Below are 24,262 nucleotides of genomic sequence, written 5' to 3' on the forward strand. Positions count from 1 at the left end.
TTATTTTGAAATATTTTATTTAATAATTCTATCCAAAACCCATGTAATCAGATTCTTCTCGGAAGCATGATGATCCGCAGAGAATTCTCCACGTCTTCTGTTGGCGATAACATTATTCACGGTGATGGCTTTATGACCTAAAAGTTTAGATAAGGCATAAATGGCAGACGTCTCCATTTCGAAATTGGTTACACCAAGGTCATTTAAAGTTTCTAAGAATTTATCATCAACGGCTCTCAGACGAAGCTGTCTTCCTTGTGGAGCATAAAACCCGGGGAAAGTTGCTGTATTTCCGTGGTATTTTGCGTCTTTATACAATTCTCCCAATTCTTCCGCCCAATCTGCAAAATACAACATTGGTTTGATTTTCGGATAAGGGAATTTGTCTAAAAAGCTCTTAGAAAACTCATTTTCAAACTCATAATCCTGATAGAAATGCATCAATCCATCTAAACCTACGACATTCTGAGTCACAAGCATGTTATCAACCTGAACATCAGGATTCACACTCCCGCAAGTTCCCATTCTGAATAATTGTAGCGAGGTATGATCTGTCTTAAATTCTTTGTTTTTAAGATCAAGGTTTACCAGAGCATCAAGCTCATTCATTACGATATCAATGTTTTCAGTACCAATTCCGGTTGACATTACGGTGATTCTTTCACCTCGTAAAGTTCCTGTATGCGTGTAAAATTCTCTTTTATTTTTCTTGATTTCTACTTTATCAAAATATTGTGAAACCTTCGGAACACGATCCGGATCACCTACAAGAATAATTTTTTCAGCAATATCTTCAGGTAAAAGGTTTAAATGATAAACACTTCCGTCATCGTTCAGAACGAGCTCGGAAGCAGCAAGTTTATTTAGCATAAGTATGTTTTTTTATAGTTTAAAATGAAAATTGTGATTTGTAAAAATCAGTTTTAAAATCCTTCCCCAATATCCATCTTCATTATTTTAAAACGCAGCCGAAAAAGAAAATCGGCTGTATTTGCAGCAATGAATTGATTTTGGGGTTTAAAATTAATAAAAAATACTTTAAATAAATGTAAACATAACTTAATTCAAAATTAAAATTGATGTAACGTTGGATTGGTGCTGTATCAATAGTTTTGCGAAAAAATTTAATGAGATTTTATCCTTTAGCTATTATTGTTCTGTTGATTGGTTTCGCTGTGATGTCTTTTAATCCTGTTGATAAAGGAATTGAAAGCGAAAGTACGATGGTTAACAAAGGTTTAACTGATTTTAAAAGTAAATTAGATCAACTAAAATCGGATGCTTACCAGTTTTCAGAAGATAAAATTTCTCTCGGACAGCTTCAGGAATCTTTAAAAAATACAAGAAATTCTTTCAAAGAAATCGAATTTTACGTGGCTTATCATTACCCTGAATTTACAAAATCTAAGCTTAATGCAGCTCCTTTATTTCATATTGAGGCAGCAGGAACAAAAGCTTACACGCTTCCTCCAGAAGGTTTACAAGTTTTAGACGAACTGATTTTTTCTGATGAAGCGACCGAACAAAAAGAAGAAATCAAAACAATTACGACTTATTTATACAATAGTTACGCAAGTTTTTATTTGAGTTCAATTAAAAATGGTTTAAGCAAAGGAAATAACAAAACGTTACCATTAAGAATAGAACTGATCAGAATATACAGCTTGGGCGTAACAGGCTTCGATACTCCAGGCTCGTTGAATGTTTCTGATGAAGCAAGCCATGCTTTTTTAGGAATGAAAAAATATATTAATGATGATCCTTATTTCAAAAATTATAGTATCCAAAGAGCAAATGCGATTTTAATGGAAGGAATCGATTATTTAGCAAAAAATACAGACTTTGAAACTTTTGACAGAATAGAATTCTACAAAAAATATATTCAGCCTTTGTATGAAGAATTAGGAAAGTGGGATGGAAGAAGTGATGATTTGAAAGAATTTTCCGGCTGGAATGTGAATAATAAAAACCTTTTCAGCAGTGATTTCTTGGATCCTTATTTTTATACTTTATTAAAAAAAGATGAGGATAATGTTGATTTGAGGAAATTAGGAAAAGAAATTTTTTACGATCAAAATTTGAGTGATAACGGAAAAATGAGCTGTGCAACCTGTCATTTACCTGAAAATGCATTTACAGATTTAAAAACAAAATCTCAAAGTAATGTTGAGGGAAAAACGGTACTGAGAAATTCTCCCTCCTTATATAATGCTGTTTTTGCGAAAAGATTTTTCTACGATTTAAGGGCTTTTTATCTTGAACAACAAGCTGAGCACGTTATTTACAACGAAGATGAATTCAATACAAGTTATGAAAGCATCATTAAAAAATTAAAAACAAAACCTGAATACAGAAAGGCTTTTAAGAAAGCTTTCAAAGACGGAAACATCAGCAAAGAAAATTTTTCTAAAGCATTGAGTTCTTATGTTGCTTCTTTATATTCTTATGAAAGTGATTTTGATAAATTCATGAGAAATGAAAAAGAAATTTCATCGGATGTGAAGAAAGGGTTTAATTTATTCATGGGAAAGGCGAATTGCGCGACATGTCATTTTGCCCCAAACTTTTCAGGATTAGTTCCGCCATTTTTTAATGAAAATGAATCTGAAGTGTTAGGAATTACAACAAAGCCAATCAGCCAAAAACCTTTGGAACTGGATGCGGATAGAGGAAGAGTAAACAGCCCTGTAAAAAAGGAAAACTCATGGATCTATGAAAATTCATTCAAAACGGTTACGGTGAGAAATATTGCTTTAACGAAACCTTATTTCCATAATGGAGCTTTCAACACGCTTGAAGAAGTTCTGGATTTTTACAATGAAGGTGGAGGAGAAGGTCTTGGCTTAAAAGTGAAAAACCAAACTTTGGCTCCAGATAAACTGAATTTAACACAACCGGAAATCAAGCAGATTATTGCTTTCCTGAATTCTTTGACGGATGTAAGCAGGAAGTAGTCAACTGTAAATTGTCAATTTGCTTCGCTTGTGAATTTTCTTTTGTTGGAAAAACACAAAGGCACTAAGATTTTTTTTATAATTTAAAATGATTTAAGGCACAAGGAAATCAAAGATTTTCAAAAAGTTATTCAGTCTTAAATTTTATCAAAGATAAAATCCTTGTGTCTTAAAGCAGAGTACATTTAAAAAATCTTAGTGCCTTTGTGTTTTTCCAACAAGAATTGTAGTCTACATTTCAATTTTTGATTTAGGCTTTTTATTATTACATATGAATTTGTTTTCATAATCCTTGTCAAGGTTCAAGCCTTGACAAGGATAGTTTCGCGAAAGATTTCCACACAGTTTGTCATTCCGGTAGGAATCTAAGTATAGTATTAGAAAATAATATTCAAAAGAATCGAGTATAGATTTCTACGGAATGACAAATACAACTAAAAATTGCAATGCAAAAAATTCAAATTCAAAATTTTAATATTTTTTTAATTTAACATAAAATTAATTTAATTAACATTCGGTTTTCTATTAATTAATATTTGTCAAGATTTATTTAAAATCCTATTAACAGGGGCTTCGTGACAATCTGATAGTTTTGCAGAGTCTAATAAATCGAAATTTAAAATGAAAAGAAAACTACTAACAGTTGCAGCTCTTGCAATGCTAACCGGTTCATTTTTGAATGCACAGACATTTGTTTTCAACAAAAATTCTGCTTGGAAATACAATGACAGCAATACAGCTTTGGCCGCTCAGTGGAAAGATACTGCTTATGATGTTTCTGCCTGGTCTCAAGGAAACGGACCTCTTGGTTACGGTGATCCTGTGACAACTACTACGGCTACAGGTCTTGTAACAGCTTATTTTGCAAAAGATTTTACAGTAAACTTAAATGACCTTTCTTCTACGATGGAATTGGGAATCATGAGAGACGACGGAATCGTTGTTTATCTTAATGGTGAAGAGGTTGTAAGAGACAATATGCCTGTAGGAACGATAGATTTTAATACTTGGTCTAGCACGACAATCGATGGTGCAGCAGAAAGTGTTTATAACGTTTTCTCTATTCCAAAAACTAAATTCGTTAACGGAAACAACAGAATTTCTATCGAATTGCACAACAGAGGGGCTGCAAGTTCTGATTTAAGAATTGATGCTTATCTTAAAACGACAACTACAACAACGCCGGTTCCTTGTAACGCTGCTCATATCAGCTGCTTCACTTCAATTGTTCCAACGGCTCAGACTAATAAATTAATCATTCCTGCTGAACATAAATATCAATTAATCCTTAAAGAAGGTGATAATTATACAGAAGGAGGAGGTTTAGTTGGAGGACAGAACGACTTTACAGCTTACGTTCCGAAAAATGGAAGCGCTACAAACGGATATCTTTCTGTAAACCACGAAACGAATCCTGGTGGAGTTACAATGGCGGAAGTTAATTACAACGCTACAACAAAACTTTGGCAGTTAACAAAATCCAGAGCGGTAAGTTTTTCAGCTCCAAGTTTAGTTCAGACAATCAGAAACTGTTCTGGAGGTATTACTCCGTGGGGAACTGTGGTTACTGCTGAAGAACAAACGACTTCGAGCGATGTAAATGCAGATGGAATGAAAGATTACGGTTGGTTGGTAGAAATCGATCCTGCAACAGCTCAGGTTATTTCTCAAAATGCTGACGGCTCCAAAGGAAAATTGTGGCAAATGGGTATTATGAACCACGAAAACGTAGTGGTAAATAATGCGGGAACAATCGCTTATTACGGTGAAGACGGTGGAACGCACATGGTTTACAAATATGTGATGGATACTCCAAATAACCTTTCTTCTGGAAATCTTTATGTTTTAAAACTAGATCAAGGGTTAAGTGGAGGAGACCCTGTTGCTACAACTGCAACTTGGATTCAGGTTCCTAACAAAACAAAAGCTGACCAAAATAATACTACAACTTTAGCACAATCTCTTGGTGGAACTTCTTTCAATGGAATTGAGGATGTTGATATCAGTCCGCTTGATGGTAAAATTTACTTTACTGCAAAAGGTTTAAATAAAGTTTACAGACTTCAGGATAACGGAATGACTGCTTCAAACGTTGAAACTTTCGTTGGAGGTCTTACAACAAACTATTCTTTCGACACAGCTCAGGGAACAAAAACAGAAGCTTGGGGAGACGGAAACGACAACCTTACTTTCGACGAGCTTGGAAACCTTTGGGTTCTTCAGGATGGTGGTAAAAACTACATTTGGGTAATTGCTCCGGATCATACTCAGGCAAATCCGAAAGTGAAATTATTTGCTTCGATGCCAGCAGGATCTGAGCCGACTGGTCTTACATTCACGCCGGATCACAAATTCGGATTCTTCTCTATCCAGCACCCGGATGGAACAATTTCTACGGATGTTGACGCAACTGGAAACACAATCGACTACAGAGGGAAATCTGCAACGATCGTTGTGGCTCTTAAAAATAATTTAGGAACAACAGGAACATTAGGAACAATTGATGCTCACACAGAAGCTACAGTTACAGTTGCTCCGAATCCAACTTCCGGATTGGTGAAGATCAACGCTCCAAAAGGATTGAAAAACATTGTGGTAACGGCTTACAGCATCGACGGCAAAATCGTTTTCACTCAGAAATACTCAGGAACAAACAAATCTTTGGATTTAGATTTCACTAAGCAACTTGAGGCTTCAAGAGTATTGGTTTTAAATATCGAAGCGGAAGGAGGATTCCAGCAGACAGTAAAACTTTTGAAAAAATAAACTATTAATATTTACATTACTGCCGGTAATCATTAGGTTATCGGTAGTTTTTTTGTTTATGAGAAAACTATTTTTTTCTATATCTATTTTAATTATTTCACAGGCAAAAGCCCAGATAGACCCTGTAAAATATCCGACGTATACCAATATTGATGATGCTCTGAAGAGCGGACAGCCCGTTTATAGCATGAGCTTCAGAGGGAAAGTAATGTTCAACCTTCCGAGCGAAATTCAACAATTGAAGTCTATTTTCTTCCTGAATTTAATGGAAAATAAGTTTGAGAAGATGGATGAATCTATTTTTAAACTAAAGGAATTAACGATTTTAAATGTAAACGAAAACAGCATCAAATACATTCCCGACGAAATTGCAGAATTGCAAAAATTGGAAAGTTTTTCGATTAATTTAAATGAATTAAAAAGCGTAAATCCCAACATTGGAAAACTTCAGAAATTAAAAGTTATTCACCTTGATGCCAATAACTTAAATGTTTTTCCGGAAGCATTGATGCAGATTCCGAGTCTGGAAGAAATTAACTTGCAGGGAAACCAGATTAGTTTTATTGCGAAAGATTTAGATAAAATTAAAAATTTAAAATCATTAAATCTGGCTTCAAACCAAATCAAAGACTTAGGAAACTTAGAATTTCCGAAACAATTAAAATATCTTGAATTACAGCAAAATGAAATTTCAAAACTTCCTGAAGATCTTTTTCAGTCGAAGAGTCTGGAGTTTTTAAATGTTAGTCAGAACCACATCAAAGAGATTTCGCCAAAAGTAAAAGGCTTGAAAAATGTGGTTAGTATGAATTTGGCAAATAATGATTTAAAAGATCTTCCAACCGAATTTTCACAATTGAAAAATCTTAAAACACTAATATTAACGGGCAATCCAATAGAAAAATCAACCATTGAAAAATTAAAAGAAATGATGCCGCAAACGCAGATTTATTTCTAAAATCGTTTTAATTTAACCACAAAAGACACAAAAGTTCCTATTGGGTTTTAAAATTTACTTTTAAATAGGAGAAATCAAAAATTTGCAAAAGAGTAAAAATCAAAGATTTTTAAAAACTTAAGTATTAATCTTTTGTCTCTTTTGCGGTAGAAATTTATCCACCAACTCTTTTTGTTTTATAACCCATTTCTTTAAGGATATCCATGATCTTATCACGATTATCTCCTTGAATGATGATCGTTCCATCTTTTTCAGAACCGCCGATTCCTAAGGTGGTTTTTATTTTCTTTGAGATTTTCTTCAAATCTTCCTCACCTCCTTCCCAACCTTCAACAATGGTTACAGGTTTTCCGTTTCTGCCTTTTTTCTCAAATTTGCACACCAAAGGTTCTTTCTGCTTGAATTGTTCTTCAGGCATCTCAAAATCCTGCTCCTCATGATCAGGAAAAAGGTTTTTCAATTGATCTCTTAAATCCATAAAACAAAATTAATAAAATTTCAGTAAAACTTTTTGTTGAAAAATCGAATGCGCAAGATTTTAGACATAAAAATATTTTTACAGTTTTAAATTTTATCGCAGATAAAATCCTTGCGTCTTAAAGCAAAAGATATTCAAAAAATCTTAGTGTCTTTACGATTTTCCAACAAAAAAATAAAAAGATTACAACATTTTTCTATTTTTAAACGTTAATTAAAAAACTTTTTTCACACCAAACATGAAACTATTAACCAACCAATTTGTAGCAATTGCTTTATTAACTTTCGGAACAATAAGCGCTCAACAATTTACAGAAGATCCTTTACAAGCTGTTATAGAAACAAAAGATGCACAAAATTTCTGGAAAGCCTTCGATAAAATGGAAACTTCCACAACGAATCCTTTTACAGAGTATATTAACAATGGTTCACCCGGAGTTCAGTCATTCATAAAACATCGTATCATCAACCCAGATTCTTTGTATGCAACGGTGAAAAAAAATAAAGAAGAATATCTGAAAACCAGAAATACCTTAAATGGAATTAAATCTATAGATAAAAAATTAAAATCATCTTATAGCGCTTTAAAATATTGGTATCCTCAAGCAAAATTTCCAACAGTATATTTCGTTTACGGGAGAATGAACACAGGTGGAAATTCTTCCAGCGAAGGAATTTCAATCGGAACCGAGCTATTTAAAAATCTGGATGGTGTTGTAGCACTTGTTGTTCATGAGATGATTCATTATCAGCAAAACAATAAAGGCGGTAATAATTTGTTAAAACAAGCAGTAACAGAAGGCGGAGCAGATTTTATCGGAGAATTTGTTTCTGGTGAACCGATGAATACGAAAGCTTTTCAATATGGTGAAGCACATTTGGATCAGCTCTGTAAAGAATTTGTGACCCGTTACAAGAGTGAAGATTTCGGCGACTGGTTCTACTGGACTTCCAAAAAAGATGACAGACCCAATGATTTGGGATATTGGATCGGATATAAAATCTGTGAAGCCTATTTCAATAAACAGACTGATAAGCAAAAGGCTGTATATGATATTTTAAATATTGAAGATCCATTTTTATTTTTAAAAGAAAGCGGATTTCTTAATTCCTATATTCAGCAATACGCAAAAGAAAAGAATTTGAAATACGAAGATTTTTTCAGTGAGTTTTCGGGTGAGCCTTCTGAAGTTACTTTTGTAGTAAATGTTCCGGACAAAGATGATGAGGTTTATATCGCAGGAAATCAAAAAGAATTAGGAAATTGGAATGCATCAACCATAAAAATGGATAAAAAAAGCGATTTTGAAAGAACACTTACTTTAAAAATACATTTCCCTGCACAATTAAAATTCACCAAAGGAAACTGGAATCAGGAAGCCAATGTTAAAGGAATAGAAAAAGGAAACAACATCACGATAGATAAAGTAAAATCAAAGAAAATCTCTTATACGATTAATAATTGGTTTAAGAATTAGGGAAAATTTAAGGCTGGAAGTTTGAAGTTGGATGATGGAAGTTTACAATTATTCCGTTTATATTTTTATAATTTAAACAGAAAGAAAAATCTTAGCGATCTCAGTTAAGTGAAACGCCTTTGCGAACTTAAAAAAGCATAGTAGTCAAAAAATCTTAGCGCACTTTGCGTTTAAAAAACATCATCAAAGTTTAAAAAAAAACTGCGCAATCAGCAAAATCAGCGAGAGAAAAGAAATGAAGATTTATTAAATTTTAAACAAAATTTAAGTCCCTCAATTCTTCCATTCATTTCAAAATAAATAAATTTGTATAACAAAAGTTTATACATAATGTCGAAAAAAGCAATATTAGCGATCCTTGACGGATGGGGATTGGGAATGAATCCGGACGTTTCAGCACTAGATAAAGCAAACACTCCTTTTATAGATAACTGCCTTAAGAATTTTCCTCACACAACACTTGAAGCCAGTGGTTTGGCGGTAGGTTTACCGGCCGGGCAAATGGGAAATTCCGAAGTTGGACATATGAATCTGGGAGCGGGAAGAGTAGTATACCAAAACCTTGTAAAGCTGAATATGGCTGTTGAAAACGGATCACTAGGACAGCAAAAAATTATTCAGGACGCTTTCGAATATGCTAAGAGAGAGAATAAAAAAGTGCACTTTATCGGTTTGGTTTCCAATGGAGGAGTGCATTCACATATCAATCATTTAAAAGGTCTTTTAACGGCTGCTCATGAATTTGGATTGGAAGAAAATGTTTTCGTTCATGCATTTACAGATGGACGCGACTGCGATCCGCTTTCAGGAAAAGGTTTCATCGAAGAGCTTCAGGATCATATGTCGAAAACTGTTGGTAAACTGGCAACAATTGTCGGCAGATATTACGCGATGGACAGAGATAAAAGATGGGAGCGTGTGAAATTGGCTTATGATGCGATGGTAGAAGGCGTTGGAGAGCAGTCGACAGATGCTTTGGCTTCAATCCAGAAATCTTACGATAGCAATGTGACGGATGAGTTCATTAAGCCGATCATCATGGTCGATTCTACGCAAATAGGAAATGTAGTTCCGGTTGCCAAGATCGTTGATAATGATGTGGTTATCTGTTTCAATTTCCGTACAGACAGAGGTCGTGAAATTACAGAAGTGCTTTCTCAGCAGGATTTCCCGGAGTTTTTCATGAGAAAACTGAATCTTTATTATGTTACTTTAACCAACTATGATAAAACTTTCCAAAACGTTCACGTTGTTTTCGATGAAGAAGTTTTACACGAAACGATGGGCGAAATTTTAGAAAGAAATCATAAAACGCAGATCAGAATAGCGGAAACAGAAAAATATCCTCACGTTACATTCTTCTTTTCAGGGGGTCGTGAAGAAGAATTTATTGGTGAAAAAAGATTGCTTTGCCCAAGTCCGAAAGACGTTCCGACATACGATTTAAAGCCTGAAATGTCAGCTTACGACATTACAAACGCCATCGTTCCGGAATTGCAAAACGGAACAGCAGATTTTGTTTGTTTAAATTTTGCAAATACAGATATGGTCGGTCATACAGGTGTTTTCTCAGCAGCAGTAAAAGCGGCGGAAGTTGTTGACAGCTGTATCGAAAAGGTAGCAACAACAGCTTACGATAATGGTTATGCGGTCTTCATTTTAGCAGACCACGGAAACTCAGACGTTATGATTAATCCGGACGGAACGCCGAATACACAACATTCCACAAACCTTGTTCCTTTCATCGTGATGGATAAAGACCACACATGGAATTTGAAGCCTGGTAAATTAGGTGATGTTGCTCCGACTATTTTAAAAGTAATGGGAATAGAAGCTCCAGAGGTAATGACAGGAGATATTTTAGTTAGCTAAAATTTTAAACTTATGTAATTTTTTTAGAAGCTTTTTCCCGCTTTCCACTGTATCTTTTGCTCCGCTTCGCTGCACAAAAGGATGCCGTTGCAATCGGGGCTAGGGTGAGGTGATCTACATCAGGCGTTAAGGAAAATATTCACAACATTTGTCATGCTGAAAGCATCTAGACACGAATCTTTCCATAATTTTTCTAACACCAAGTTTGGATGCTTTCAGCATGACAAACTTTGAAAATAGAAATTAAGATGAAAGAGAGTAGAAAAAAATCTTTGAGATCTTAGTTAAGTGAAACGTCTTTGCGAACTTAAAAAAGAATAGTAGTTAAAAAAAATCTTAGTGAACTTTGCGTTTAAAAACAGGTTTAAGATTAATTATCAATTTATAAAGATATAAAAGAAAAAAGAATTTAAAATCTGTAAATAAACCTTCGAGGTCTTATTTAAGTGAAACGCCTTTGCGAACTTAAAGAAGAATAGTAGTTAAGAAAAATCTTAGTGAACTTTGCGTTTAAAACAAGTTCAAGATTAATTCCAGTAAAAAAGGGTTTAAAAACAATTCAGAGTTTAATTCAAAATATTAAAACAAATATGCCGTTATAATTTAAATAGCGGCATATTTATGATTAATATCAGAATAATTAACAAATTATTATGTCGTAAATAATAATAAAAATTTTAACTTTGCTGTTTAATTCTAAATTCTAAAAATGTATCAAAAGCTCGTAAGGAAAGAAGTAATGGGAATATTGGAAAAGGAAGTAGGTTCTTTTCTCGAAAAATTTTTAACGCCTATCGAGAAAATCTGGCAACCTTCCGATTACCTTCCGGATCCATCCAGCGAGAATTTTAAATATGATTTAGAAGAAATTCAGACTTTTGCGCGTGAAATGCCTTATGATTTATTCGTGACTCTAATTGGCGACTGTATTACCGAAGAAGCATTGCCATCTTACGAATCGTGGTTAATGGGTGTTGATGGTATCGATCAGGAAAAAACAGAACCAGGTTGGGCAAGCTGGGTAAGAGCCTGGACGGGTGAAGAAAACAGGCACGGAGATCTTTTAGGCAAATATCTTTATTTGTGTGGAAGAGTGAATATGAGAGAAATGGAGATCACGACTCAATATTTGATTAACGATGGTTTCGATTTAGGAACAAGTATGGATCCTTACAGAAACTTTATCTATACAAGTTTTCAGGAAACAGCGACTAATATTTCTCACAGAAGAGTAGGTACATTAGCAAAACAAACCGGAAACGGGAAATTGGCAAAAATGTGTGGTGTAATTGCCGCAGATGAAGCAAGACACGCAAAAGCCTACAAACATTTCGTAGCAAAAATTTTAGAAATCGATCCTTCGGAAATGATCCTTGCATTTGAAGATATGATGCGTAAAAAGATCGTAATGCCTGCTCACATGATGAGACAATCTGGTCAAATGGCGGGTGAGCTTTGGGGACATTTTTCGGATGCAGCTCAGAGATGTATGGTTTACACAGGACAAGACTATATCAACATTTTGAAAGATCTTTTAGACGAATGGAAAATCGAACATGTAAAAGGTCTTACCGAAAAAGCTGAAAAGGCTCAGGAATATTTAATGAAATTACCGGGAAGATTACAGAAAATCACCGACCGAATTTCAACTCCGGATTTGCAATTCGAGTTCAAATGGGTGAAAAGTTAGTTATAAATTATAATTAAATGATAAAGTAAGAGTGCTAAGTTTTTTGGCACTCTTTTTATTTTGTATCTTTGCACTTCTAAATCATAAATAATGATGAATAATAAGAAAATTGCTGTAGACTTCGATGGGACGATCGTTGACGACGCTTATCCGGCAATTGGGAAAGCCAAAATTTTTGCATTTGAAACATTAAGAAGACTTCAGGCGGAAGGCTACAGACTTATTTTGTGGACGTACAGACACGGAAAAACGTTGGATGAAGCCGTAGAATTCTGCAAACAAAACGGTATTGAATTTTATGCCGTAAATTCTAGTTTTGAAGGAGAGGTTTTCGATGCTGAAAATCAATCAAGAAAATTAGATGCAGACTGGTTTATCGATGACAGAAATTTGGGTGGATTCCCAGGTTGGGGCGAGATCTACAACATTATTCAGGAAAGAATAGAATTTCGTGTGGAAGGAAAAGAAGTTTTGGCATATTCTAAACTTAAAAAAGAAAAGAAAAAAGGATTATTCTGGTAGAATAATTAATGTAACAATTTAACGATGTAGCAATTTACCAATTCATTAATATTGTTACATTGATACACTAATACATTGGTAAATTAGAACAATGATTCAATTAAAAACAATAGACGAACTTCGTCTTATGAAGGAAAGTGCTCGTTTGGTTTCGAGAACATTAGGAATGTTGGCAAAAGAGATCAAACCGGGGATTACTACCTTATATTTAGATAAACTGGCACACGATTTTATCAAAGATCATGGTGCAGAACCTGCATTCCTTGGATATGGAGGTTTTCCTTATTCACTATGTATTTCTCCGAATGAGCAAGTGGTTCACGGTTTTCCAAGCAAGGAAGAAATCAAGGAAGGCGATGTGCTTTCTGTAGATTGCGGAGCTATTTTAAACGGATTTGTAGGGGATCACGCTTATACTTTCGAAATCGGTGAGGTGAAACCGGAAACGAAAAAATTATTGAAAGTTGCTAAAGAATCTCTTTACAAAGGTATCGAACAGTGTATCAGAGGAAAGAGAATCGGAGATATTTCTCATGCAATTCAATCTCACTGCGAAAAAGAAGGATATGGTGTTGTAAAAGAGCTTGTTGGGCACGGAGTTGGTAGACAAATGCACGAAGATCCACAAGTTCCAAACTACGGAAGACAGGGAAGTGGTAAGGTAATTAAAGATGGTTTAACGATTGCTATCGAGCCAATGATTAACCTTGGAACAGAAAAAGTAAAATTTCACAATGATGGCTGGACGGTGACAACGCTTGATAATCAGCCTTCTGCACATTTTGAGCACGATGTTGCAGTCTATAATGGTAAACCTGTTTTGCTTTCAACTTTCCAATATATTTACGATGCTTTGGGTATTGTAACAGATGAAGAAAAGCCTTTCCAATTGGATTTTTAATGAAAAAAGTCACTAAACTTTTACTAAATAAAATTCCACGTCCAATGCTTATTAAAATGAGTATTTGGGCGCGACCGCTTATTTATCAGTTTTTTAAAGGAGACAATTTCTTTGATCCGATTGATGGAAGATCTTACCGAAAATTTCTTCCTTACGGATACGGAAATCAACGCGAAAATGCTTTGTCACCCGGAACTTTAAGCCTGGAAAGACACCGCCAGATGTGGCTGTATCTTCAAAATGAAACTGATTTTTTTATTAAAAATTATAAAGTTTTACACATCGCTCCCGAACAGGAATTTCTTCGTAAATTCAAAAGGATGAAGAATCTGGATTATATTTCAGCCGATTTGTTTTCGCCAATTGTGGATGTAAAAGCAGATATTTTGGATTTACCTTTTGCCGATGAAAGTTTTGATATTGTATTCTGTAACCATGTTTTAGAACATATCGAAGACGATACAAAAGCGATGAGTGAATTATTTAGAGTTTTGAAACCCGGAGGATGGGGAATTTTACAAGTTCCCATGAAAAATTCTTTGGAAAAAACTTATGAAGATTTTACGATTAAAGATCCAAAAGAACGTCAGAAACATTTTGGACAATACGATCACGTTCGCTGGTACGGAATGGATTATTTTGATCGATTAAAAAATGCTGGTTTCGAAACAGATATCAATTTCTATTCGCAGGAATTCACGGAAGAAGAAATAAAAAAATACGGGTTAAGGAAAAACGAAATCCTTCCTGTCGTTTATAAAAAATAAGAAAACCGTCTCTAATTTGGAGACGGTTTTTAGTTTATTTAAATGAAATTTAGAAAATTAAATAAAAATTATTCTTTAATAAATTTATAAGATTTATACTTCTGAATATTCAAAATATATGAACCAACTGCAAAATTTTTAGTATCAATTTTTACTTTTCTGTCATTCGTTTTTCCTTCATACACTATCTCTCCAAGCATATTAAAAACCTTTACAGATAAATCGTTTTCGATATTCTCAATAAATAATTCCGATTTTACAGGATTTTGAAAAGTAAGAGACCGGTATGATGTGCCATTTTCTTTGGTGCTTAGAAATAAATTATCATTATTATAATACAATTTATTTCCGGTAGAAGGATTGGTGATAATCAAAGTTTTTCCCGAACCGTTTGGTATAATTTCATAATTGAAAATAGTTCCAGGTGTCGGATAAATGAAGAAATCTGTATGTTTTTGATCGTAACCATTCACTGCTGTCATATTATTTCCACCATACATCGACAATGTACAAGCTGAGTTCACCTTTGTAAAGCTATTGGTATTGGAAACAAATGTTGTTTCGATTTGGCAAGAATTAAAGTGTTTGGAATTCAATGCGTAACCGCTTCCAGATCCTGTTACTGTTACAAAATTAGATTTTGAGAGAGCAATATCCATAGTTGGAGTTGCTACAGTCTGTCCATTGGTTTCAATTTTAGAAAGATACCAGTCATTGGTAAATAATTCAGAGTTTTGAGCGCACAATAAGCTGCTCGTCAATAGAAGAAATAGAGTTTTTTTCACGGTATTAATTTTATCCAAAATTATGGAAATAAAGTTGTTCTAAAAAACAAAACCGCCCTCAATATAGAAGACGGATTTTAATTTATATTAAATTTTACTTTACAATAGTGTTATTTGTGTTAAAAACTAATGAGAGGAAACAGCTTTTAATCCAACGACAGAGCCAATTAGAGTCACAATAAAGAAAATTCTCCAGAAACTTACAGGATCTTTAAAGAAGAAAATCCCCATCAGAACTGTTCCAACTGCTCCAATTCCTGTCCAGACTGCATACGCTGTTCCAATCGGTAAAGTCTGTGTCGCTTTAATCAACAAAAGCATACTGATTGTGAGAGAAATCAAAAATCCGGCAAACCAAAAATACATGGTCGTTCCAGATGTTTCCTTTACTTTTCCTAAACATGATGCAAAAGCCACTTCAAACAATCCCGCAATAATTAAGATAATCCAATTCATTTTTCTTTATTTTCTGCTGCAAAGTTCAGCATTTAAAAATGACTAAAATTTTACAATTGTTAAAAAATGATTGAATATTTATAGAAATACATTTAATTTTCAAAAGTAATTCGCGCTTAAATTATTTTTCGCAGATGTTTGCATGTAATTTTAACCATGCATAAAAAAAGATCCGCGTAACCTGCGAGAACAAAAAACTAAAAAACCAATTACACTCAAACCCAAAAAACTCACTTTATCTCCGCCCGAATTCTACTCAAACTCACCTGCGTTATTCCCAGATACGAAGCAATATGCCCCAATTGGACGCGTTTTATAAGATCAGATTTGTATTTCATTAAATCTTTATAACGTTCCAAAGATGTTTTAAACTGCCTGGAAATAATCAATTCTTCGGTTTTTACCAATTCTCTTTCTGCAAACTTTCTTCCCCAATTCGCAATATGAATATCTTCGTTGAATAATTTTCTTAAATTTTCCGTTTCCAGTTTATACAATTCGCAATCTTCAAGAAGTTCAATATTTTCATAGCCGGGTTTATCTTCGACATAGCTTTTCATAGAAACAACGGTTTCACCTTCGCTTCCAAACCAAAAAGTAATATTTTTATCTTCGGTAGAAGCGTATGCGCGAACAATTCCTTTTTTAATAAAATAAATGTGAGGAATAACTTTATCAGATTCCATTAAACAGAAATTTTTCGGATGTGAAACTTCCTCAATAGTATTTTTTAGACTTACTTTAGAAGAATCGGGAAGAGGGTAAATGCGATCAAGAATTTCGTCGATATTCATATTTGGCTGTGGAAATATTTCAAAATTATTAGTTTTCGTTCTTTAATGAAAGAATATTTGTACCTATTTTGAAATTATTTTAATTTTTATTAAATTTTATAAGCATAAACGTTTAACCAAAATCTGTACTAAATTAACCTTGTTTATTAATATTTAATTAACATTCCATTTAAATTTAATATCGCGGTAAGATTAACTTGTTGATAATTAGTATTTTACTAATTTGATAAGTCTGAAAATTAAAAAGTCGCGAAAATACAATTATTTTTGAAACAGCCAAAAAAATGTGGCTATTGTTTTTTATATTTTTTATGGAATATTTTTGCCGTAGAAAGTTAATTAGAATGAAAAGAGCTTCCATAAAAGACATTGCGAGAATTGCCGGAGTTTCCGTTGCAACTGTTTCCTATGTTTTAAACAAAAAAGAAGGAAGCCGAATCAGCGATGCTACCAAGAAAAAAATTCTTGAAGTGGCTGAAACGATTAATTATACTCCAAACAAAATTGCCAAAAGCTTAAAGATGAGTAAGAGTAAATTGATCGGACTTATCGTTGCTGATATTTCCAATGACTTTTATTCCAACATTGCCCGAAGTATCGAAGATGAGGCCATGAAATTGGGGTATACTCTTCTGATCGGAAGTTCAGACGAAACGCCCGAAAAATTCAAAAAATTAACCGAACTTTTTTCAGAGCAACAGGTTGATGGAATGATCGTTGCGCCAGTGGTAGAATCAGATGAAGCCATCAATAAACTAATTGGTGAAGAATATCCAATCGTAACAATCGACCGTTATCTAAAAAATGTGAGTCTTCCAGGTGTAATGATCAATAATTCAGAGATTTCCGAGTACATCTGCGATCAGCTGGTTGAGAAAAATTTCGAGGAAATTATCTATGTCGGATATGATACAAAACTTCCACATTTGCTTGACAGACAGGATGGTTTTGATAAAAGAATTGCAAAATCCGATATTCCTGCTAATAGAATTTTGATCGGTATTCATAATATTACGGAAGAAGTAGAGCAAAAACTTCGCAAAAATCTTGATTTATCTAAGAGAACAGCCATTTATTTTTCAAGCAATAAGCTGGGAATCGCTGGTTTACGATATTTAAATGATAATAACATCAGAGTTCCGCAAGATGTTTCTGTCATCGCTTTTGATGAGACGGAAGCATATCATCTTTTCCCGACTGACGTGAATTTTATCCAGCAACCTTTAATCGATATGGCAAAAGAATCTGTAAAACTTCTTGATAATCAAATTAATAATTATACCCCAAACGGAAAAAGAGTAACTTTTCATGCTAAATATATGGAAAGAAATTCCGTAGGATAAAAAAATTTAACAAATTAATTAAACGTTTAACCTTATGATAGATAAAAAATCTTATGTAGTTTGTTTTGGAGAAGTTCTTTGGGATATTTTCCCGGAAGGAACCAGAGCGGGAGGAGCGCCTTTCAATGCAGCATACAATATCCATAAAATGGGTATTGATGTAAAAATGCTAAGCAGAATCGGAAATGATGAATTAGGACAGAAATTAACTGATCAAATTCAAGGTTGGGGAATTACAACAGATTATATCCAAGTGGATGATGAAAAACCGACAAGTACGGTTATTGCTAAAATCGATGAACATAATGAAGCAAGTTACGAAATCATCAACAATGTAGCTTGGGATTATATTGAATTGCTTCCTGAACACAAAGAATTGGTTTCGAATGCTGAAGCGTTTGTTTTCGGAAGTCTTTCAGCACGAAATGAAAAGACAAAAAAAACTCTACTCCAGTTGCTTGAATATGCAAAACTGAAAATTTTTGATGTGAATTTCAGACCACCTTTTATCGATGTTGAATTAATCAAAACTCTTCTGCATAAAGCCGATATCGTAAAAATGAATAAATCGGAAATGCGTGAAATCATGGCTTATTTTGGCGAAGAATACAAAAGTGAGGATGAAAGTGCAGCATTCATTCAGAATCATTTTAATATCAAAGAAATTATTCTGACGAAAGGTAGTAAAGGAGCAAGATATTTTGTTGGAAATCACAACTACGGATTCACAGCAGTGCCGATTACTATTGCTGATACCGTGGGAAGCGGAGATGCTTTTCTTTCAGGATTTATTTCAAAAAGAATTCAAAATGCAAATCCCGAAGAAATTATGGAACAGGCAATTTCTTTAGGTGCATTTATCACTTCAAAATCAGGGGCCTGCCCGGATTATGAATATGATGAATTTGATCTATTTAAAACCCAACATACAATTTAATTTTATATCTCACTAACACTCTAATTTGTAAAAACACACTTATGAACTCAGCAAAATTTACGGAAAAGAAGTACCTTGTTGTACTGGCTTTTGTAACTTCATTGTTTTTTTTCTGGGCAATTGCCCTTACAATGGGAGACGTTTTGAATAAGCATTTTCAGAATGTTCTTCATATTTCAAAATCAAAATCGGGATTGGTACAGCTTTCAATTTTTGGAGCTTATGCTTTGATGGGAATTCCTGCGGGACTTTTTATGAAAAAATTTGGCTATAAAATGGGAGTTATCTTAGGGTTGACACTATTTGCAGGAGGATGCTTCCTGTTCGTTCCTGCCGCAAACATGGGATCTTTCGACTTTTTCAGGGTTGCACTTTTCATTTTAGCTTTAGGAATGGCAACTTTGGAAACAGTAGCACACCCTTTCGTAGCTTCTCTGGGAGATGAGAGAACGAGTGATCAAAGAGTAAACTTTGCACAGTCTTTCAACGGATTGGGAGCAATTGTAGGTCCGCTATTGGGTGGGTTTTTCATCTTTGGCGGAGCAGGAGAGGATAATTCTTTAGATTCCGTTAAAAGTCTTTATACTTGGATAGGGGTTGTTATTTTAATCTTGGCAATTGTTTTTTCTTTTATTAAAGTTCCTGAATTAAAGGATCCTCATGCAGAAGAAATGGAAATGCTTGAACATGCAACAGGTGAAGATCATCACACAGATAAAGTAGATGCAAATGCACCGCTTTGGAAGCAGAGACATTTTGTTTTTGCCGTTGTAGCGCAGTTTTTCAATGTTGCAGCACAAGGCGGAACTTGGGCGTTTTTCATCAATTATGGAGTAGAAAAAATGCACCTTCAGGAAACTCAGGCTTCTTATTATTTTTCGCTAAGTATGGCAATGATGATGGTTGGTCGTTTTATCGGTACATTCTTAATGAGATATATCGCTCCAAACAAAGTTTTGGCAATTTTCACAGCTTGTAATATTGTTCTTTGTTTAATTATTTCTCAAAGTTTCGGATGGGTTTCTTTCATCAGTTTAATTATGCTTAATTTATTCTTGAGTGTAATGTATCCTACGATTTTCAGTCTTGGATTAAAAAAATTAGGAGAGAAAGTTCATCAAGCTTCTTCTTTCTTGGTAATGGCGATGTTTGGTGGAGCATTTTTCACACCGATTATGGGTAAAATTGCCGAAACAGATGTTGCTCATGCATATCTACTACCTATCATTTGTTATGTTATCATCGTTTTATTTGCTTTAAAACTTTACAAACCGAAAACCTTAAAGTAAAAATTTAAAATGATGAAAAATAAAATTTTAAAAGGCTGTTTTTTGATGTTAATCATCTTCAGCCAGAGAGGTCATGCCCAAATAACAATTACGAATCAGAAATTTTCATTCGGAACAACAGGAAGGATCGGAGCAGCGTACTCTCCCAACGCAGACGGACGTACAGGAAGACAATTAAACCTAAACAATCAAGGATCTCTGGGAGGAAGAATGGATCAGGGAGATTATGTAGATTTTTTACCGGCTTTTCACTTCACACCAGTTGTTGGTGACAGTGCAAAAAAGACGAAAATCGATATGCAGGCGAGACTAAGTTTCTATTCCGGAGGGACTTTTCTTGGAAATGTAGATACAAAATCAAACCAGGGGATGATAATCGCATTACCGGAAGCTTTTGTGGAAGCCAGAAATATTATGGGAAGCGACTGGGATGTTTGGGCAGGATCGAGATGGCTTCGTTTTGATGACGTTCATGTTGCAGATTATTTCTATTTTGATGATCATTCTTCGACAGGTTGGGGTGTAAGGCATAAAAACACAAGATTTTCTATGTTTTTTCCTGCGGCGATTGATACGGCACCAACTAATTCAACACCATATTCTTATACGAATGTCATCAGTGGCGGAAAACATTTGATTTACAGACAAAGAGAAGTTTTTGTATTAGAACATACGATTCCATTTAAAAATAATAATCATAAGGTTAAATTATTAGCAGAATTTCATACAGTAGACAAATCTGGGAAAAACTCGATTGAACAATATCCTTCGGATAATGGTTGGGTTTTGGGAGCAAAATTAAATTCAAATTTAAAAACAAGACTTCCGGGATCTTTTAATCAAATTTCCTTACGTTACGGAGCCGGTATTGCAAATGGTGGAGATGGAGGAAATACCCAAACCTGGAGAACTTACGGTGCTCCGGATGAAGTAACTGGAACTTATAAAGGCGCATATTCCTTAACTGCTGTTGAACACATTTTGTTAAATCTTTCCAATCGTTGGTCGGTAAACGGATATGCAGTTTATACTCAAAGTAAAGGTGGTGCAAGTAGTGATAATAAAGCAGTTGATTATTATAAAAGAGATATTTTCAACAAAAAATCTGAATTCAATACGGGTGTAAGAGCCACTTATTATTTCAACAACTGGTTCCATATTGTTTCCGAATTGCATTATGCACAAAGAAAAGACGGAACTCAGGATCCTGCGTCGATGGTGAAATTTGTACTGGCTCCAACGATTGTTCCGACTGCAGAAAGAAGCTTTTGGGCAAGACCACATATCAGACTGATTGCGGAAGTTTCAAGATATAACGATCAGGCAATGAATAGTTTATACTCGCCGTTTTTACAGCAGTCTGGTTCGAAAAGATTCGGAACTTATTTTGGGGTAAGAACCGAATGGTGGGTTTTCTAGAATGATTTTAACCACAAAAGGCATAAAAGATTTATACTGTGATTATTAATCTTTTTACTAAATTTTAAATAAGAGGACGAAAGTTTTTTGAAGATCATTTATTTTATTCTTTGAAACACTTTTGCTTTCTTCATCATTAAATTTTTAGAATCAGAAATTTCTTTTACATCTTTTTTGGTTAAAAAAATTAGATCGATAATTTAAATTAATAATTAAAAATGAATATAAAATTTGGGGCGTCGTTACTTTCATGGATTACTCCGGTCTGGAATCCGGAAGCTGGAATATATGCCATCGAAAAGACGGCCAATGCAGGATTTGATTTAATTGAAATTTTACTTCCGTCTTCAATGGAATTTAAAGCCAAAGAAGTAAAAAAACAGCTCAAAAATAATAACCTTGAAGCCGTTTGTTCTTTAAATCTTCCTAAAGAAGCGCATATTGCATTTCATCCGAAAGTGGCAGAAAACTTAATGAAACAAGCTGTCGATAAAGCTTCAGAACTGGAAACTAATTTTTTAGGCGGAGTTCTTCACGGCGGAATCGGCGTTTTTTCGGGAAATCCGTTGACAGAAAATGAAGCAGAAATTATTACAGAAGTCTGGAGCAATATTGCAGATTATGCGAAAGAAAAAGGAGTAAACATTGGTATTGAGCCAATAAACAGATATGAAACTTATGTTTGCAACACGGCGAAAAATGTTCTTGATTTAATTTCAAAAACAGGAAAGGATAATTTGTTTTTACATCTTGATACTTTCCATATGAATATCGAAGAAAATAACTTCTACGATCCGATTATTTTAGCCGGAAATAAGTTGAAGCACGTTCATATGACCGAATCTCATCGCGGAATGTTAGGAGAAGGAACCGTTAATTGGGATGAATTATTTAAAGCATTAAAAGAAATTAATTTCGAAGGAAATCTAGTTTTGGAAAACTTTTCATCATCAATTCCGGGAATGCAGCAAATGGTTTCTTTGTGGCAAAAATCTCCCTACGATGCCGAAGAATTGGCAATTGGAAGTTTAAACTTCATGAAAAAACATATTTAACTTTATTCTAAAAACACAACAATGATGAAGCCTTTCCTTGATTTGGGAAGGCTTTTTATCTTTAAAACTTTAAGAATAGTCGGAAAGACCAAATTTGTTTTAGTAACTTTGCATTTCTAATATTATTTTATGCACAAAGCAGGATTTGTAAATATAGTTGGGAAGCCCAATGCCGGAAAATCTACCTTGCTGAACCAGTTGATGGGGGAGAAGTTGGCGATTGTAACGCAAAAGGCTCAAACAACACGTCACAGAATTTTTGGAATTTATAACGAAGATGACTTACAGATCGTATTTTCCGATACTCCGGGAGTGTTGGATCCGAAGTACGGTTTGCAGGAGAAAATGATGGATTTTGTAAAGGATTCTTTACAAGATGCGGACGTTTTTTTGTTCATTGTAGATGTTACAGATAAAGCTGAACCTTCTGAATTTCTAATTGATAAGTTAAATAAAATCCCTGTTCCTGTTTTACTTTTATTAAACAAAGTAGATCAGACGAATCAGGAAGGTCTTGAAAAATTGGTTGAAACTTGGCATGAAAGAATTCCTAAGGCTGAAATTCTTCCTATTTCTGCATTAAATGCTTTCAATACGGATGTTATTTTGCCTAAATTGAAATCAATGCTTCCTGAAAATCCACCGTATTACGATAAAGATCAATATACAGATAAGCCTGAAAGATTTTTTGTAAATGAGGCTATTCGTGAGAAAATTTTACTGAATTATGATAAAGAAATTCCATATTCGGTAGAAGTAGTAACAGAACAGTTTAAAGAAAAAGAAGGAATTATATTCATTGATTCTATTATTTATGTAGAAAGAGATACACAAAAAGGTATTATTATCGGACATAAAGGTGAGGCAATCAAGAAAGTAGGAACAGAATCGAGATTGGATCTTGAGAAGTTTTTCAACAAAAAAATTCACTTAAATTTGTTCGTAAAAGTGAAAAAAGACTGGAGAAAAAACGACAGAGATTTAAAAAATTTCGGTTACAGATAAACTAAAAACTTCGAAAAGCCGTTCTATTAAAAGATTTTTATTATCTTTAAATTATAATTCGAGGTTAAATGAATAATTTGAATTCAAATTCCAATACGGTTTTAAAGGATATTATTTTGCTAGTCGTGAGAGTTTTTATTGGCTTTGCCATGCTGTCTCACGGTTTTCCAAAATTGCAATTGTTGATAGAAGGAGGAAAAGTAGAATTTTTCGACTTTTTGGGAATGGGTGCAAAAATTTCTTTAGGTTTAACGGTTTTTGCAGAATTTGTTTGTTCAATTCTTTTAATTCTAGGACTTTTTACAAGAATCGCTTTAGGATTTTTAATCTTCACGATGATTATCGCTGGGTTTGTAGTTCATGGAGCAGATCCTTTTGAGAAACAGGAAATGAGTTTAATTTATCTCTCTGTTTATCTTCTTTTAATCGTTTACGGAGCCGGAAAAATTTCCGTAGATTATATGATTGAAAAAAGAAAAAGAGCCAATGATTGGTAATTAAATTAAAAAATACATATCATAAAGCAGTAAGTTTTCTTGCTGTTTTTTTTGTGATTAAGATTCGATTATTTAACCTTTCCATTTAAATTTATTCACACAACGTTTATCATCTTGTAAGGGGCTAGGCATAGTATGAGTAAATAAAATTGAAAGATTTGAGCATAGATTTTTACAGGATGACAAACCACTTGTATATTTTACTAATTTTTAAATAAAAGATTGTAGCCTAGCCCCGATTGCAATGGCATCCTTTTGTGTAGCGAAGCGAAACAAAAGATATAGTGGAAAGCGGGA

The 24,262-nt window shown here is 34.0% G+C and carries 21 protein-coding genes; 16 read left to right on the forward strand and 5 right to left on the reverse strand.

The annotated features are described in order from the left end of the window. Nucleotides 1-15: 15 nt before the first annotated feature. Nucleotides 16-870: a nucleoside phosphorylase gene (locus ACKX2A_RS00640; RefSeq protein WP_415327090.1), complete on the reverse strand. Its 855-nt coding sequence runs from the start codon at nt 868-870 to the stop codon at nt 16-18. Between the two features lie 257 nt (nt 871-1,127). Here ACKX2A_RS00640 and ACKX2A_RS00645 point away from each other — a divergent pair, with 257 nt between their 5' ends. The 3 genes from ACKX2A_RS00645 (at nt 1,128) to ACKX2A_RS00655 (ending at nt 6,678) form a co-directional block, all read left to right on the forward strand. Further along, nucleotides 1,128-2,954: a cytochrome-c peroxidase gene (locus ACKX2A_RS00645; RefSeq protein WP_415327091.1), complete on the forward strand. Its 1,827-nt coding sequence runs from the start codon at nt 1,128-1,130 to the stop codon at nt 2,952-2,954. Between the two features lie 621 nt (nt 2,955-3,575). Beyond that, complete coding sequence (locus ACKX2A_RS00650) at nt 3,576-5,720, forward strand: PhoX family protein (RefSeq protein WP_415327092.1); 2,145 nt, start codon at nt 3,576-3,578, stop codon at nt 5,718-5,720. A gap of 58 nt (nt 5,721-5,778) precedes the next feature. Then, a complete protein-coding gene (locus ACKX2A_RS00655) occupies nt 5,779-6,678 on the forward strand; it encodes a leucine-rich repeat domain-containing protein (protein ID WP_415327093.1) in 900 nt (299 codons plus the stop codon). A gap of 154 nt (nt 6,679-6,832) precedes the next feature. On the opposite strand, the gene ACKX2A_RS00660 is transcribed toward ACKX2A_RS00655, so the two are convergent. Then, on the reverse strand, nt 6,833-7,156 hold the full coding sequence (locus tag ACKX2A_RS00660; RefSeq protein ID WP_415327094.1) for a translation initiation factor: 324 nt from the start codon (nt 7,154-7,156) through the stop codon (nt 6,833-6,835). Nucleotides 7,157-7,394: 238 nt separating this feature from the next. Between ACKX2A_RS00660 and ACKX2A_RS00665 the strand changes: the two genes are divergently transcribed. From ACKX2A_RS00665 to ACKX2A_RS00690, 6 genes are all read left to right on the forward strand, one after another. Further along, nucleotides 7,395-8,633 carry a DUF2268 domain-containing putative Zn-dependent protease gene (locus tag ACKX2A_RS00665; protein ID WP_415327095.1) on the forward strand — a complete coding sequence of 413 codons (1,239 nt, stop codon included), beginning with the start codon at nt 7,395-7,397 and terminating at the stop codon, nt 8,631-8,633. A 330-nt stretch (nt 8,634-8,963) separates the two neighbouring features. Next, complete coding sequence (gene gpmI / locus ACKX2A_RS00670; RefSeq protein WP_415327096.1) at nt 8,964-10,505, forward strand: 2,3-bisphosphoglycerate-independent phosphoglycerate mutase; 1,542 nt, start codon at nt 8,964-8,966, stop codon at nt 10,503-10,505. A gap of 709 nt (nt 10,506-11,214) precedes the next feature. Next, entirely contained in the window at nt 11,215-12,195 is a 981-nt protein-coding gene (locus ACKX2A_RS00675) for an acyl-ACP desaturase (RefSeq protein WP_415327097.1), read from the forward strand. 90 nt (nt 12,196-12,285) lie between these two features. After that, nucleotides 12,286-12,717, forward strand: coding sequence for a BT0820 family HAD-type phosphatase (locus ACKX2A_RS00680; protein ID WP_415327098.1), 432 nt, complete (start codon nt 12,286-12,288; stop codon nt 12,715-12,717). A 91-nt stretch (nt 12,718-12,808) separates the two neighbouring features. Continuing rightward, complete coding sequence (gene map, locus ACKX2A_RS00685) at nt 12,809-13,618, forward strand: type I methionyl aminopeptidase (RefSeq protein WP_415327099.1); 810 nt, start codon at nt 12,809-12,811, stop codon at nt 13,616-13,618. Next, nucleotides 13,618-14,385 (forward strand): class I SAM-dependent methyltransferase, encoded by a 768-nt coding sequence (locus tag ACKX2A_RS00690; RefSeq protein WP_415327100.1) that lies wholly within the window; start codon nt 13,618-13,620, stop codon nt 14,383-14,385. The genes map and ACKX2A_RS00690 overlap by 1 nt, the downstream gene beginning before the upstream one ends. Nucleotides 14,386-14,453: 68 nt before the next feature. Here ACKX2A_RS00690 and ACKX2A_RS00695 read toward each other — a convergent pair whose 3' ends face one another. The 3 genes from ACKX2A_RS00695 to ACKX2A_RS00705 form a co-directional block, all read right to left on the reverse strand. Further along, nucleotides 14,454-15,170, reverse strand: a complete 717-nt coding sequence (locus tag ACKX2A_RS00695) for a T9SS type A sorting domain-containing protein (RefSeq protein ID WP_415327101.1) — start codon at nt 15,168-15,170, stop codon at nt 14,454-14,456. Between the two features lie 126 nt (nt 15,171-15,296). Beyond that, a complete protein-coding gene (locus tag ACKX2A_RS00700) occupies nt 15,297-15,626 on the reverse strand; it encodes a DMT family transporter (protein WP_415327102.1) in 330 nt (109 codons plus the stop codon). A 230-nt stretch (nt 15,627-15,856) separates the two neighbouring features. Then, the gene (locus ACKX2A_RS00705) at nt 15,857-16,420 is read right to left on the reverse strand and encodes a Crp/Fnr family transcriptional regulator (protein ID WP_415327103.1); all 564 of its coding nucleotides are present in this window, start codon (nt 16,418-16,420) and stop codon (nt 15,857-15,859) included. A 344-nt stretch (nt 16,421-16,764) separates the two neighbouring features. Between ACKX2A_RS00705 and ACKX2A_RS00710 the strand changes: the two genes are divergently transcribed. The 7 genes from ACKX2A_RS00710 (at nt 16,765) to ACKX2A_RS00740 (ending at nt 23,965) form a co-directional block, all read left to right on the forward strand. After that, nucleotides 16,765-17,763 carry a LacI family DNA-binding transcriptional regulator gene (locus ACKX2A_RS00710; RefSeq protein WP_415327104.1) on the forward strand — a complete coding sequence of 333 codons (999 nt, stop codon included), beginning with the start codon at nt 16,765-16,767 and terminating at the stop codon, nt 17,761-17,763. Nucleotides 17,764-17,797: 34 nt separating this feature from the next. Further along, on the forward strand, nt 17,798-18,700 hold the full coding sequence (locus ACKX2A_RS00715; RefSeq protein WP_415327105.1) for a carbohydrate kinase family protein: 903 nt from the start codon (nt 17,798-17,800) through the stop codon (nt 18,698-18,700). A 41-nt stretch (nt 18,701-18,741) separates the two neighbouring features. Next, nucleotides 18,742-19,989 carry a sugar MFS transporter gene (locus ACKX2A_RS00720; RefSeq protein WP_415327106.1) on the forward strand — a complete coding sequence of 416 codons (1,248 nt, stop codon included), beginning with the start codon at nt 18,742-18,744 and terminating at the stop codon, nt 19,987-19,989. A 9-nt stretch (nt 19,990-19,998) separates the two neighbouring features. After that, on the forward strand, nt 19,999-21,408 hold the full coding sequence (locus tag ACKX2A_RS00725) for a carbohydrate porin (RefSeq protein WP_415327107.1): 1,410 nt from the start codon (nt 19,999-20,001) through the stop codon (nt 21,406-21,408). Between the two features lie 218 nt (nt 21,409-21,626). Beyond that, complete coding sequence (locus tag ACKX2A_RS00730) at nt 21,627-22,463, forward strand: sugar phosphate isomerase/epimerase family protein (protein ID WP_415327108.1); 837 nt, start codon at nt 21,627-21,629, stop codon at nt 22,461-22,463. Nucleotides 22,464-22,592: 129 nt separating this feature from the next. After that, entirely contained in the window at nt 22,593-23,468 is an 876-nt protein-coding gene (gene era, locus ACKX2A_RS00735) for a GTPase Era (protein WP_415327109.1), read from the forward strand. Nucleotides 23,469-23,536: 68 nt separating this feature from the next. Next, the gene (locus ACKX2A_RS00740; protein WP_415327110.1) at nt 23,537-23,965 is read left to right on the forward strand and encodes a DoxX family protein; all 429 of its coding nucleotides are present in this window, start codon (nt 23,537-23,539) and stop codon (nt 23,963-23,965) included. The last annotated feature ends 297 nt before the right edge of the window (nt 23,966-24,262 follow it).

The sequence above is a fragment of the Chryseobacterium sp. MMS23-Vi53 genome (genome assembly GCF_047651245.1).
Classification (GTDB): domain Bacteria; phylum Bacteroidota; class Bacteroidia; order Flavobacteriales; family Weeksellaceae; genus Chryseobacterium.

Excerpts from the sequence above, each read along its gene's own strand:
- map (WP_415327099.1), top strand. The coding sequence starts at position 12,809 with ATGATTCAATTAAAAACAATAGACGAACTTCGTCTTATGAAGGAAAGT.
- ACKX2A_RS00690 (WP_415327100.1), top strand. The coding sequence starts at position 13,618 with ATGAAAAAAGTCACTAAACTTTTACTAAATAAAATTCCACGTCCAATG.
- ACKX2A_RS00680 (WP_415327098.1), top strand. The coding sequence starts at position 12,286 with ATGATGAATAATAAGAAAATTGCTGTAGACTTCGATGGGACGATCGTT.
- ACKX2A_RS00640 (WP_415327090.1), bottom strand. The coding sequence starts at position 870 with ATGCTAAATAAACTTGCTGCTTCCGAGCTCGTTCTGAACGATGACGGA.
- ACKX2A_RS00730 (WP_415327108.1), top strand. The coding sequence starts at position 21,627 with ATGAATATAAAATTTGGGGCGTCGTTACTTTCATGGATTACTCCGGTC.
- gpmI (WP_415327096.1), top strand. The coding sequence starts at position 8,964 with ATGTCGAAAAAAGCAATATTAGCGATCCTTGACGGATGGGGATTGGGA.
- ACKX2A_RS00710 (WP_415327104.1), top strand. The coding sequence starts at position 16,765 with ATGAAAAGAGCTTCCATAAAAGACATTGCGAGAATTGCCGGAGTTTCC.
- ACKX2A_RS00655 (WP_415327093.1), top strand. The coding sequence starts at position 5,779 with ATGAGAAAACTATTTTTTTCTATATCTATTTTAATTATTTCACAGGCA.
- ACKX2A_RS00700 (WP_415327102.1), bottom strand. The coding sequence starts at position 15,626 with ATGAATTGGATTATCTTAATTATTGCGGGATTGTTTGAAGTGGCTTTT.
- ACKX2A_RS00645 (WP_415327091.1), top strand. The coding sequence starts at position 1,128 with ATGAGATTTTATCCTTTAGCTATTATTGTTCTGTTGATTGGTTTCGCT.
- era (WP_415327109.1), top strand. The coding sequence starts at position 22,593 with ATGCACAAAGCAGGATTTGTAAATATAGTTGGGAAGCCCAATGCCGGA.
- ACKX2A_RS00660 (WP_415327094.1), bottom strand. The coding sequence starts at position 7,156 with ATGGATTTAAGAGATCAATTGAAAAACCTTTTTCCTGATCATGAGGAG.
- ACKX2A_RS00705 (WP_415327103.1), bottom strand. The coding sequence starts at position 16,420 with ATGAATATCGACGAAATTCTTGATCGCATTTACCCTCTTCCCGATTCT.
- ACKX2A_RS00740 (WP_415327110.1), top strand. The coding sequence starts at position 23,537 with ATGAATAATTTGAATTCAAATTCCAATACGGTTTTAAAGGATATTATT.
- ACKX2A_RS00675 (WP_415327097.1), top strand. The coding sequence starts at position 11,215 with ATGTATCAAAAGCTCGTAAGGAAAGAAGTAATGGGAATATTGGAAAAG.
- ACKX2A_RS00715 (WP_415327105.1), top strand. The coding sequence starts at position 17,798 with ATGATAGATAAAAAATCTTATGTAGTTTGTTTTGGAGAAGTTCTTTGG.
- ACKX2A_RS00665 (WP_415327095.1), top strand. The coding sequence starts at position 7,395 with ATGAAACTATTAACCAACCAATTTGTAGCAATTGCTTTATTAACTTTC.
- ACKX2A_RS00650 (WP_415327092.1), top strand. The coding sequence starts at position 3,576 with ATGAAAAGAAAACTACTAACAGTTGCAGCTCTTGCAATGCTAACCGGT.
- ACKX2A_RS00725 (WP_415327107.1), top strand. The coding sequence starts at position 19,999 with ATGATGAAAAATAAAATTTTAAAAGGCTGTTTTTTGATGTTAATCATC.
- ACKX2A_RS00720 (WP_415327106.1), top strand. The coding sequence starts at position 18,742 with ATGAACTCAGCAAAATTTACGGAAAAGAAGTACCTTGTTGTACTGGCT.